Source organism: Mesobacillus sp. (assembly GCF_047739415.1).
Taxonomy (GTDB): domain Bacteria; phylum Bacillota; class Bacilli; order Bacillales; family Cytobacillaceae; genus Mesobacillus.
In genome coordinates this window covers 19,598-31,887 of record NZ_JBIQOE010000168.1, presented here as the reverse complement: position 1 = coordinate 31,887, position 12,290 = coordinate 19,598, and the positions used below count along the sequence as shown (strand labels likewise).

Here is a 12,290-nt window from a genome sequence, read left to right as displayed (position 1 = left end):
ATAAACATCCAAGTAATTGGTGTATTGTTTCGTCAGTTTTTATTCGAAGGATAATAGATACTTTAAAAGGAAGGCCAAAAAGTTAATTGGTTTAGGAAGTGATTAGAATTTTTCATGCAATCATATTGTTTCTTCTTGCTGGTTTAGCTGAAATTGGCGGAGGCTACTTAATTTGGCTATGGTTAAGAGAAGGAAAACCATATTACTGGGGATTAGCTGGCGGGATTGCCTTAGCTCTCTACGGTGTTATAGCTACATTTCAGACATTTCCTTCATTCGGCAGAGTTTATGCTGCTTATGGTGGAGTGTTTATTGTCTTATCCGTTTTATGGGGATGGGGAATTGATAGAAAAACACCTGATTTATACGATTGGTTAGGTGCAGGAATATGTATTCTTGGCGTTTCAGTAATGCTATTTTCACCACGCCAATAGAAGGAGAATCTTTGATGGTCATACAAGCTAATATGTCACCAAAAGAAATTGTCGATGTTTGGGAAAATACAGCCGTGGTTTTTACAAAGTATAATATTCCTATTGTAAACCAATCGTTGGAAAAGCTAGTCAACAATGACCTTTTGATTTTTTTGCTTCAAGAACTAAATTCTATTGTAGGAAGTTCTATTGCAACTTGTATTGAAGGCGGCTGACAAATGCCTTTACAAAAAGAGTAGGTTACTCTTTAGTTAACATCTTTAAAAACAAATAAAAATTTATCCATAATTGTAAAGTTATGAAAAAGCGATTAGAGTTAGGAAAATCTAACCGCTTTTTCACTATAGTTCTTTATTGATGGACTCATATAGCATCTTTTTCAATTCATTGACGGTAAGTTAGTTTTCTTATATAGACGCAGGAAAGTAACTACAATATCCCTTTCTGATTTCATTTATTGGGTTTATCTTTAGCTGCTTCCTCAATTGTTTCATCCGACATGATATCTTTAGTAGACTTCTTGAATTCTCTTAATGTCGAGCCAAACGCTTTCCCGATTTCGGGTAACTTAGAAGGACCGAATATTATAAGGGAAATCACTAAAACTAATATTAATCCTGGTATTCCAATGTTTTGAAGCATAAATTCACCCCTTAGAAAACATTATTAATTTCCGATTATATACAGAGCAAGGTCTGAATTCATTTAGTAAAAGTATTCGTTAAGATTCAGATCCTTACCGAGCCTTTTTAACCCTTGATTGATTTTATATATAGTAGAAAACCGCGGGCGATATTTTGAATCTCTGAATAGTTTCAAGATGGTACCGCTACTTAGGTTAGTTGCTTTTTCCAACTCAGATTTTGTTATATCTTTTTGATTATCAAACCATACTCCAAATTTACTTTTTTGTTCATCGAGGCTCATTTTAGTGACTCTCCCTTTTAGTTGTCATAGCAGCAGTTGGTCCTAAGTAAACTAGAAACATAACTTGAGTAAGGAAGGCCATAAAGTCCATCCATAGTATCAAGGTTAGAACTTAACAAAAAAAGCAGTAAAGTACATAATTAACAAACCTATGGTAAATCCAGAAAGGTTCAACCATGAAACAGATTGTTCCTTATGTGTTCGATGATCTTCAATGAGCATTTTTGTAATAACATAAATAACTTGCAAAATCGCCCCTGCTCCAATTCCTAAGAATAGAGCTCCCATTATTGGTGAGAAAATAAATCCGCCAAACCAAGTTCCTAGAATTGCAGGGCCGCCGGCAATTGTACCAAGCAACAAAAAGTCTCTTATCCTAGGCTTCGTTTTGAGCAATGGTGCTGCGATACCAATTCCTTCAGTAATGTTATGAAGTGTAAAGCCAATAATAAGGAATGTTCCCAAAGCAGCTTCTCCAAGTCCAAAAGAGGACCCGATTGCCAAACCTTCTCCGAAATTGTGGAGGCCTATTCCTGTTGCCATTAAGAGCGACATAGCAAAAGGTGTATACCCTTTTGATTCTTTTTTCTTAATTTGATATTGATCAAAGCCTATCAATAGTAAAAAGGTCAGTGATGCTCCGATGATAACCACCATGTTTCCTTGCAATACTGAAGGAGCCTCTGCTCCGATCTCAAATCCGTCAGCTAACGTACCAACAAATAAGAAAAGCAATAGACCCACAGTGAGCGCAAGAATAGCATTAATCGTTTTTCTTCTAAACCTCTTCATAAACGGAAACCACAATAGACCGAGCCCTATCGGTACAATTCCAACATAAAATCCAATTAATCCGTAATTTAAAAAGTTGTTAAAATTAGCTTGTGGAGTAAGTGTTGCTGCGGCAACCTCACCTTCTGTAATGATAGCATTTTCAGTAATCAGTTTAATGACATGGGGATCTCCTTGAACCCATGGATAATTGATTTTTACCGTTGCTTTATCAAAACGTTCTAGAGTAGCGCCAGGTGAAACACTAAAATTCCAAACAGAGTCATCCACCATCACCTGGGCTATAGTTAACGTTTCCGGACCGGTATTGCTTACCTTTAATTCAAAACCAAGTTTCGTTACGATGATTCTCTCAATATTTAATACTTCAATAGGAGCAGCTGGCTCTTTCTCGACTCCTGCACCATTTGCAAAAATCCAACCTATGACTCCAAACAGCAAAGCCATAGGAATTAACACAGTAAAAATCAACTTAATCTTCATTGTCTTCCCCCCATTATTCTACTTCAAAAAATCCCATCCAACCCAATTCGGCAAATTCACTTACATGCGCATGGAACATATATTTTCCTGGATAAGGAAAGCGCATCTCCAGAATGCCACGCTCTCCTTGGCATTGCATAATGGTGTCTGTAAATTGAGAGGGGTTGTCACTTCTTCCAGTCGGATAATAAGTAAAATAGTTAGCATGGAGGTGGAAAGAGTTAATTAAATCAAACTCCGTCAAGTTACTTAGGTAGATACGGACTAGTTGATTTTTTTTCACTTTAATTGGATGGTTCATGAAGGCAAAAGCATACCCGTTTACGGTGTAAAACTCATTTTCTCCATCTAAATCTAAATCATATCCATTCATGACCATGTTCAGCTCAAGAGCTTCTTCTCTAGGTTTTTTCGGATCAATTATGAAATTCCCATATAACCCTTTATGAATATGACGGGCAAGTGGCAATACGTGACAGTGGTATACCTGCATTCCATATGGCTTGGCTTCAAACTCATAAGTAAATTTATCCCCTGGGTAAATTGGATCCAGACCATCCATTTCTGGAGGATGGATGCCGTGGAAGTGAATAGAGTGAGGATGGCTTCCCTTATTGAAAAAATGAAAACGAAGTAAGTCCCCTTCCGTACATCTAAAAGTAGGGCCAGGAATTGTACCGTTATATGTCCATCCCGGAAACTTAATACCCTTTGCTATCTCAATTTCCTTGTCAACAGCAACTACTTCATACTCTCGTAGGGTTTGGCCATTTGGCAGCACACTGACTTTTCCATAATCGAATGTAGTAAGTAATCTTTCAGCCATTTTATAACCGGATGTCTTAGTTAAGTCAGTCATATTATTATGGTTCATATTAGCATGATCATTTTTACCCTTAGATTCAGCTTTTACCGTTGGAGTTAGAGGTGTCATTTTATTTAAAAAATAACTACCTGCAAGCCCTATAGCCCCGGCTGAACCTATTTTTAGTATATCCCGTCTTGATACTTTGTCGTTTACGGACATGTATAACCCTCCCATAAGTTACTGACTTTCTGTTCCCTCTACGCTCAATTTCCTGTTGTTGCTTAAAATCTGTCAAATTATTAAACTGGCACAATACCCAAATCAAGCAACTTTCTTCGCATTGTTCGTTCTAAAGTAAGATTAAATTTTTTAAATCGTTTTTCACACCCTCGAGCAAACTTTTTTTAGTCCAAGCCATCTATTTTTCCCCTACACTATAAATTTTGCCCAGGGCAACTTTTATTTCATTATATGTGTATATGTTCATATTGTCAAAAAGTTTGTAATAAAGTTTTATTAATCACAACTTAATTAAAATTATTAAGAAGATCAGGAATTGCTGCCGTCTAATGGCCTAATAAATAATATAGGACCATACTAATTAGTCATCTTCTGACATGGACTACATCAAAATAAAATAAAAAAAGATATTTCCATAAGAGATACTGAGCAAAGAAAAAGCCTGCAGGAAAACCAGTGTTCTGTTAAATAACAATGTATTTTAGCCTACAAAAAGTACTGTGAATATTTGAAGTTCACGAATTAACCAAGATATTGAGAAATAAATAAAACGGCAGTATTTCTGCCGTTTTACACTCGGAGTAGTTTTAATAATGAACTATCTAGAATTACTTCAAAACTGCTTTACCGTCACTTGTGATACGGTTCACCACGATTAATCCGAAAAGCACGATAAATCTGCTCTACCAAAATCAGCCGCATCAGCTGGTGGGGAAAGGTCATCTTCGAAAAGCTTAACTGCTCATCAGCCCTTTTCAAAACTTCATCACTCAGTCCAAGAGATCCGCCGATGACAAAAGCGATTTTACTTTTTCCGTACGTCGCTAGTTTATCGAGAGTATCTGCGAGCTCTTCTGATGATTTGAGTTTTCCATTAATGGCTAAAGCGATGACATATGTATCTAAGCCGATTTTTGCAAGGATGCGCTCTCCTTCTTTTTGCTTTACCTGAATCATTTCAGTTTCGCTCAATTCTTCCGGTGCTTTTTCATCAGGTACTTCGATGACTTCCACTTTTGCATAGCTTCCGAGTCGTTTTAGGTACTCCTCAATCCCCTGTTTCAGGTATTTTTCTTTTAATTTTCCCACCGTCACGATTGAGATATTCACAGTCATCCCCACTTTACAAACAGATTACAAACAGTTTACAAACAAGATATCCACAATAGTTATCCACATATTCACATCACTATCCACATTTAGTAGGCGATCATTCGTTCGCCACAATATATACAGCAGGTTGTCCACAGTATCCACAGACAAACTCAGACTTATCAACAGACTCTAACTTAGTTAATTGTGGTGCTACCTCAAACTCATCAACCGCTTCATCCAGCGCTAATTCTACATGTTCACCGCAGCAATACTTCATAACACTCATCCTTTCAGCTTCTTTTTATATGATTATCATTTGCTTAAATTCACTTTTAAATTTATCCACAAAGACCATTTTAACACAAAAAAACAGGAAGCATTTCGCCTCCTGTCATTATCCACAACTCCTATAATGTTTCTCCGCCTAACTTCATTGTTGTTTCTTCCAGTTGGCCATTTCGATAATACTTGACCTGCATGTCATCGCCAACCTTCTTTTTATTGTAAAGGTGCTTGCGCAAGTCAACAACATCCCGGATTTCCTCGCCATCCATTTCCACAATGACGTCATACTCCTTCAATCCAGCCTGAGCTGCAGGAGAATTTGGCTGTACGCCTCTAACTGCGACACCATAGTTAATTTCCTTCGGCAGCTTCAACGTGTTTTCCTGGTGGTAGGCTGAAATTTCATTTACGGAAGCTAATTCGACACCCATGAATGGACGTTTTACTTCTCCAGTCTTCTCTAAGTCATCTATTATTGGTGCAGCATAATTAATTGGAATAGATAAACCAATACCTTCTACAGCACTCTGAGCAATTTTCATTGAGTTAATGCCAATCACCTGGCCGTCGATATTAATCAGAGCTCCTCCACTGTTGCCGGGATTAATGGCTGCATCCGTCTGTAAAACTTCTGCCTGCCAATCTGGAGTTCCATCCTGATTGATATCGACTGGAATGGCACGTTCTAAACCAGAGATAATCCCCTGTGTAACGGATCCTGAAAAAGTAAGTCCGAGTGGATTACCGATTGCAATGACTGGCTCACCGGGTTTCAGCTTGTCAGAGTTGCCAAATTCGGCTACAACTTTAATTTGGTCAGCTGGAACCTCCAACACGGCCAAATCAGTCCAGATATCACTTCCTAAAAGTCTGGCAGAAATTTTTGTGCCATCACTCAGGCTCACTTCAAGCTCGGAAGCTTCTGCCACGACATGATGATTTGTGACAATATAGGCTTTGTCCCCTGCCTTCTTATAAACAACTCCCGATCCTGTTCCGCCTGATTCCTGGGATTGACCCCAGAAGCTCGTGCTTTCCTGGATATTTGTAATGCCGACTACTGCATCTCCAGCCTTGTCTACTGCTTCAGTAATTTGCGAGTAAACATCAATCGATACATTTTTTTTAGTGGTATCGCCTTCTTCATTTTCTTCAGAAGACTCTTCGTCAGTTGCCGTTGTTTGATTATGAGGTTCAATTTTGTATGGCAGCACATCCAAGTTAGATAAAAAGGGAATCGAGAAGATCACCAATAATGCACCTATGATTGCGCCTGCCAGGCTGGCCCAGAAAAAGCCGCCTTTCCTGCTGTTTTGCGGTTTATACCGGCTTTGATAATCCTGATCATAATAACCCAATGTCCACCAATCCTTTCATTGACCAATAGATACTTTAGTTATTCTTATACAGATTATTATACTATCAATGACGATATTTTCTAAATCATAAGCCCATCTGTTTCCTTTTGAAAAATAAAAAGGAGCAAAGGCAATCTAATCCAAATGCCTTTACTCCTTTACCTATAAATTCATTGCCATAAACAAGTTAGATTGCTGTCAAAGGGGTCGGAGTCTTCGGATCTGTATCGATCAAATCGAATTGTTCTCCCACTAAGATGCCCCTTCCTTCCAAGGTTTGGCTGACTGACATCCTTGCAAGGTCCTTCATATTATTATCCGTGCTTAAATGGGCAAGATAAATCCGCTTCGTTTTATCTCCTGCTACTTCACTCATCGCGACTGCGGCATCCTCATTCGAGACATGGCCATAATCGCTAAGGATCCGGCGCTTGACACTCCAAGGGTACCTTCCCATCCTAAGCATCTGGACGTCATGGTTGCTTTCAAACACATAGGCATCAGCATTGGAGATGATCCCCTTCATCCGGTCGCTGACATAGCCTGTGTCTGTGATAAGCACCAGCTTTTTGCCGTCTTTATGGAAGACGTAAAACATCGGCTCGGCCGCGTCATGTGAGACACCGAAGGATTCGATATCCAGGCCGCCGAATGTTTTCACGGTTTCCATATCAAAAGAAAATTTATGCTCAAGCGGGACTTCCCCAATCAAGCCGTCCATCGCTTTCCATGTTTTTTCATTCGCGTAGATTGGCAGCTTATACTTACGGGCAACGATTCCTATGCCTTTTATATGATCGCTATGTTCATGCGTCACTAATATACCAGAGAGGTCCTTCATTTCACGGCCAATTTGCTTGAATAATGCCTCCATCTGTTTGCCGCTCAATCCAGCATCCACCAGAAAGGATTGGCCCTCCGTCTCCACATAGATCGCATTTCCCGTACTCCCGCTAGCGAGAACACTAAAATGCAAACTCATATCTCTTCACTCCGTAATTTTATTTTCACCGTCAGACAACGGGATGACCCGACCTTCGAATGCATGTACAAAAAGGTTCTCCTCGCCATTGACTTCAATCCGCCACGTCGGTGTCACTACATGTGATGCAGTCAGTGAAACCAGAGTCGAATATCCTAATTCAAAATCAGTAATTTCACTCTTTGGCTTGATTAAACCTTTTTTATACAGAGTTTCCAGCGCCCTTAATGGAGGCAGCAATTCTTCTGCATCCGAGAGTTCATCGATGATTTCCACATACGTTTGTTTATACGAAGTCACTTCATTATCTTCATTGAAGAAGAAAGTTAGTTTCGCATTGCTGTTATAGTAAAATGTCTTGTTGTCATATTCCTGGTAATAGGTGATCGTTTTTTCTTCATCATTCTTATTCCAGAACTTATACTGTTCACCAGCGAAAATGTTTGTTTTTATAAAATCAGACAGTTCAGCTGGCTGGAACTTGCTTGTTAATTTAAAAGGCTTTTCAAGCTTTCCTTCAATAGAAGTCCCGTCCCCCAGACTGACTGTCTGTCCTTTGGTCTTGGCCATCTCCTCGGTTGTGAAAACCTTCGTCCTGACACTAAGATACTGCTCTTTCTTTTTAACATCAGGAAGTTCAACATAAGTGATATCATCGTTCTTCAGCTTTTCCTCCAGGGTCGCTTCCTTTGGAATTTCATACTGGGCAGCATCCCTCGTGTTCATGAACTGATATACAAGGTAAACATCAAGGACGAGGAACGTGAGAATAAAGATTGTCTTGATCCTACTCCAATCCATTATTCAATTCCTCCTCCCATATCAGCTGCCGCCATTGCTGATCGTATAAATAAAACCAGCCTGGCTCCAACAGGATCAATGAGTTTTCTGGTCCCTGGGTCATGTAATAGCCTGGCATAAGGTTTTGAAGCAATTCCAGCTTAAAATCCTTCTTGCTTTGCAGGTATTCCAGCGCTTCATATCCTGACGGCAATGTCTTTGTGACGACATCCGGATTCAAAGGCAGCTCCAGATGGAATCCAGGGCGTACATATCTGCTGATTTCCGATTGTCTCCACTGTTGATAAATCTCGGACATTCCTATCTGGTTGAACACAGGATATCCTTCCTTGCTGTAGAGACGGAATAGAACATTCTGGTTAAAATCATCCTTATAAACATAACGATAAGTCTCCGTCCAGCCGCCATGACTATTCACAAACTCGATGCTTTTCTGCAAAACATTGTTCGTTCCGATAACAGAATCACCGGACCTCACAGGATTCACATAGTTAATCATATTTGTTTGCGTATCCACGATCATTTTGCTGGCAGCATCGGTGTATTCCTCCACGCCCTCAACCATGCTGCGCTGAACAAAGCTCGGATCCGCGAATAGCGCATCCTTGAACTGTTCTGAATCCAATGGATTCTGGTAATAAGTATGCATCACCATTTTCACTTCTTCGGTTGGCAGATAGATTTTCCTTATGTCTGAAACGTTATAAAGGAAATATGGCGTCAGCCTTCTGGCAGAATCATAGTATTTGTTAGTAAAACTATTGATATAGGAAGGACTTACATTGCTGACATAGACTTCCTGGTTTTTTTGCGAGTAAAAATAGACAATTCCCTCTTGTTTCTGCTGTGTCTCTGAATTGATGATGATCCGGTCGAAGTCAAACTTCGGGATATCCTTCTCGTCAATATTCAATACTCTTTTATAGAGTTCAATTGGTACCTCATCTGGAAAAATAATCTCGGTATTGTCTCCCAGGGCTATTTTTTCATTAAATTCACTGATCCGCCCGGGATACTGTTCCATATCAAAGTACTTCCATTTTGAAATGACACCAATGATATTATCAATATAGCCATTGTCTACAGAACCAAACTGTTTCCCGCCTACATGATAAATAATCTGGTGCGGCTTAACGATTTTCTTAATTTCCTTCTGTGTAGCAATATTCACTTCTTCAACCGTTTTTTGGTCGTTGACTAACTCATAATCCGGCTGGTATGTCCAAATATTCCAGGTTAATAAACCACTCAGAACGACGAGAAATGCTAAAATAACAGATTTTATATTTTCATATTTCATGACCAATCATCCTCTGCACTCCGGTCATAAGGAAGAGTAAATTGAACGGTTGTTCCCTTGCCTTCTACACTTTCTGCCCAAATTCTGCCGCCATGGGCATTGACCATTTCCTTGGCAATGGCCAGTCCAAGGCCTGTCCCGCCAAGTTTTCTTGTCCTGGCTTTATCGACACGGTAAAAACGGTCAAAGATTTTATCAAGATTATCTTTCGGAATCCCTACACCTTCGTCCGAGATGCTTGCGACAATCTGGTCATCCAGTTCTCTCACTCTGAATGTGATTGTCCCGCCCTCAGGCGAATACTTCATGGCATTAGAAATGATATTATCGAGTACTTGAGTAATCTTATCTTCATCTATTTCTACGAAAATCGCATTCTCCGTGATTTCCCTTTTGAAAGAAACGTTTTGTTCCTTCGTCATTTCGAATCGGTCAATGATCCTGTTAAAAAAGACCGGGAAATTAACCCATTCCTTTGAAAGACGATAATCTACACTATCAAGTTTTGAAAGCTGCAGCAAATCGTTAACAAGGCGGATCATCCGCTCTGTTTCACCTCTGGTAGTCTCAAGGAAATTTGGAGCGATTTCCTCATCCCTCCAGGCACCTTCCGCTAACGCCTCAAGATAGCTGCGCATCGTTGTCAGCGGAGTCCGCAGTTCATGGGAAACATTCGCAACGAATTCACGTCTCTCCATATCAATTTTTTCTTGTTCCGTAATATCGTAAAGAACGGCAATCAATCCATTCACAAAGCCGCTTTCCTTCTGAATCACAGAGAAGTTTGCCCGAAGGATAAATGGCTTGCTTTTCGTACTGTAATCAAGGACGATTGACTCTTTCTCCTGCAGTAAATCTTCAAAAGTATAATTTTCATCCAGACCAAGTACAGAAACCAATGGCTGTGACTGGACTGTTTCACGTGGAACACCAAGCATCTGTACAGCAGGGTCATTAATCAGGATAATACGCCCTTTGCGGTCTGTGGAAATGACACCGTCGGTCATATAGGAAATGACAGAGGAAAGCTTTCTTTTTTCCCCTTCAGTTGTTGCCTGTGCCTCTTGCAATTTTTTCGTAAGGTTGTTAAAAGTGATCGCAAGCTGGCCAATTTCATCGTAACCATACACTTTAACCTTTCTGGAAAAATTGCCGCGCGTCATGGCCAGCGCCTGTTTGCGCATATCGGATATCGGCCTCGTGATCGTCTGTGCCAGCAAGACTCCCAAAATGGCTGTGAAAATCAGGGCAATGGCTGTTCCGGTAGCCAGGATCTTATTTATATCATTCATCTGGTCAAAGATATTTTTAATATTGGCTACAAGATAGACAGCACCTATCGCTTCACCGTTATGCATGATAGGCGTTGACAGAACCCAAACTCTTTCGTTCGCTTTCAACTGGATGACGTCTTCATCCTCTTCAAGTATGATCGAACGCTTAATCTTGGCGTCTGGAGTCCTCTGTCCCACCATCCCCTGATTGCTCGAGCTTGATGTTCCAAGTATTTTAAAACTGCTTCCGTCTATTACTCGAATTTCGGAAATATCATTGGCTTTAAAATCTCTCAAGATTTGCCTGATCGCTTCCTCTTTCGTGGGATCTTCCTTCCCGCGCTCCTTGACCATCTCTTCCTGTATATCATAAACCAGCAGGTCCACACGGGACTTTACAGATTCCTGGTAATTCGTCATCAAGGTCGTCTCAAGTTTGCGGACAAAGTAAACTCCGATGATTTGCATGGCAACGAGAATAAGCAACACATATATAATCACAAATTTAAGATGAATAGAGCGAAAGAAACCTACCTTTTTCATCTCTGTCCTTACTCCTGCTCAGAGTTTCTTAAATAATATCCTACTCCTCGTCTTGTCACGATCCATGTCGGATGGCTAGGGTTATCCTCAATTTTTTCGCGCAGACGTCTTACAGTTACGTCTACTGTACGGACATCTCCATAGTAGTCATAGCCCCAAACCGTTTGCAGCAGGTGCTCCCTTGTCATGACTTGTCCAATATGCTTGGCAAGATAATGGAGAAGCTCGAATTCACGATGCGTCAATTCAATTGTCTCTCCTCTTTTGGAGACAACATATGCATCAGGATGGATCGTCAAGGAGCCCACCGAAATTTCATTTGACTCTTCCTGTTCATCCTCTCTGATCGCATTCTGCTGATGACGGCGCAGGTTTGCTTTTACCCTGGCAATCAATTCCCTTGTGCTGAATGGCTTTGTGACATAGTCATCTGCTCCAAGCTCAAGTCCAAGAACTTTATCGATTTCAGAGTCTTTAGCAGTCAGCATGATAATCGGCATCTCATATTTTTTACGGACTTCACGGCAGACTTCCATGCCATCACGCATCGGCAGCATGATATCCAGCAGGATTAAATCTGGCTGAATTTCCTCTACCATTTCAACTGCCTGGTTTCCATCATATGCACAGTAAACATCGTAACCCTCTTTTTTCAAGTTGAACTGTAGAATATCTGCAATTGGTTTTTCATCGTCTACTACCAGGATTTTTTTCTCCATACCAATTCTCCTTTTTAAGCCAAATTAACAATCGTATATTAATGAATCTTTTCTGTGTTAACATGCTATCTTATCTATTTTACTGTAAATCAGTGAAAAACTGAATTTTTCTGTTATATAACTTCTTTTCTTCTCTTCCCAATTGTACCAATCCTGCCCATAATATAAAAATAACTGGCTTTATATGATTGCGCGTAACCTATAATGTTTTTTTCAAATGCAAATCTAATGAAAAAAGTCTCTAGTTTG

At 40.0% G+C, this 12,290-nt stretch carries 14 protein-coding genes; 2 read left to right on the top strand and 12 right to left on the bottom strand.

Features of this window, described 5'->3' with window-relative positions:
- The first annotated feature begins 107 nt into the window (after positions 1 to 107).
- Positions 108 to 434 carry a YnfA family protein gene (locus ACH0QE_RS13200; protein WP_415801093.1) on the top strand — a complete coding sequence of 109 codons (327 nt, stop codon included), beginning with the start codon at positions 108 to 110 and terminating at the stop codon, positions 432 to 434.
- 14 nt (positions 435 to 448) lie between these two features.
- Positions 449 to 649: a hypothetical protein gene (locus ACH0QE_RS13195; protein ID WP_415801092.1), complete on the top strand. Its 201-nt coding sequence runs from the start codon at positions 449 to 451 to the stop codon at positions 647 to 649.
- 235 nt (positions 650 to 884) lie between these two features.
- Here the strand turns inward: ACH0QE_RS13195 and ACH0QE_RS13190 are convergent, their stop codons facing one another.
- The 12 genes from ACH0QE_RS13190 to yycF form a co-directional block, all read right to left on the bottom strand.
- Positions 885 to 1,076 carry a twin-arginine translocase TatA/TatE family subunit gene (locus ACH0QE_RS13190; protein ID WP_415801091.1) on the bottom strand — a complete coding sequence of 64 codons (192 nt, stop codon included), beginning with the start codon at positions 1,074 to 1,076 and terminating at the stop codon, positions 885 to 887.
- A 63-nt stretch (positions 1,077 to 1,139) separates the two neighbouring features.
- Positions 1,140 to 1,361: a helix-turn-helix domain-containing protein gene (locus ACH0QE_RS13185; protein ID WP_415801090.1), complete on the bottom strand. Its 222-nt coding sequence runs from the start codon at positions 1,359 to 1,361 to the stop codon at positions 1,140 to 1,142.
- Between the two features lie 105 nt (positions 1,362 to 1,466).
- Positions 1,467 to 2,636: a ZIP family metal transporter gene (locus ACH0QE_RS13180; protein WP_415801089.1), complete on the bottom strand. Its 1,170-nt coding sequence runs from the start codon at positions 2,634 to 2,636 to the stop codon at positions 1,467 to 1,469.
- A 13-nt stretch (positions 2,637 to 2,649) separates the two neighbouring features.
- A complete protein-coding gene (locus tag ACH0QE_RS13175; protein ID WP_415801088.1) occupies positions 2,650 to 3,663 on the bottom strand; it encodes a multicopper oxidase domain-containing protein in 1,014 nt (337 codons plus the stop codon).
- Between the two features lie 651 nt (positions 3,664 to 4,314).
- Positions 4,315 to 4,794: a 23S rRNA (pseudouridine(1915)-N(3))-methyltransferase RlmH gene (gene rlmH, locus ACH0QE_RS13170; protein WP_415801087.1), complete on the bottom strand. Its 480-nt coding sequence runs from the start codon at positions 4,792 to 4,794 to the stop codon at positions 4,315 to 4,317.
- A 100-nt stretch (positions 4,795 to 4,894) separates the two neighbouring features.
- Positions 4,895 to 5,056 (bottom strand): CxxH/CxxC protein, encoded by a 162-nt coding sequence (locus tag ACH0QE_RS13165; RefSeq protein WP_084135407.1) that lies wholly within the window; start codon positions 5,054 to 5,056, stop codon positions 4,895 to 4,897.
- 130 nt (positions 5,057 to 5,186) lie between these two features.
- Positions 5,187 to 6,422 (bottom strand): S1C family serine protease, encoded by a 1,236-nt coding sequence (locus tag ACH0QE_RS13160; protein ID WP_415801086.1) that lies wholly within the window; start codon positions 6,420 to 6,422, stop codon positions 5,187 to 5,189.
- Positions 6,423 to 6,609: 187 nt separating this feature from the next.
- Complete coding sequence (locus tag ACH0QE_RS13155) at positions 6,610 to 7,404, bottom strand: MBL fold metallo-hydrolase (RefSeq protein WP_415801085.1); 795 nt, start codon at positions 7,402 to 7,404, stop codon at positions 6,610 to 6,612.
- 6 nt (positions 7,405 to 7,410) lie between these two features.
- Positions 7,411 to 8,205 (bottom strand): two-component system regulatory protein YycI, encoded by a 795-nt coding sequence (locus tag ACH0QE_RS13150; RefSeq protein ID WP_415801084.1) that lies wholly within the window; start codon positions 8,203 to 8,205, stop codon positions 7,411 to 7,413.
- Complete coding sequence (locus ACH0QE_RS13145; RefSeq protein ID WP_415801083.1) at positions 8,192 to 9,505, bottom strand: YycH family regulatory protein; 1,314 nt, start codon at positions 9,503 to 9,505, stop codon at positions 8,192 to 8,194. The genes ACH0QE_RS13150 and ACH0QE_RS13145 overlap by 14 nt, the downstream gene beginning before the upstream one ends.
- The gene (gene walK / locus ACH0QE_RS13140) at positions 9,502 to 11,322 is read right to left on the bottom strand and encodes a cell wall metabolism sensor histidine kinase WalK (RefSeq protein WP_415801082.1); all 1,821 of its coding nucleotides are present in this window, start codon (positions 11,320 to 11,322) and stop codon (positions 9,502 to 9,504) included. Before walK ends, ACH0QE_RS13145 begins: the two co-directional genes overlap by 4 nt.
- An 8-nt stretch (positions 11,323 to 11,330) precedes the next feature.
- A complete protein-coding gene (gene yycF / locus ACH0QE_RS13135) occupies positions 11,331 to 12,041 on the bottom strand; it encodes a response regulator YycF (RefSeq protein WP_415801081.1) in 711 nt (236 codons plus the stop codon).
- Positions 12,042 to 12,290 lie beyond the last annotated feature (249 nt).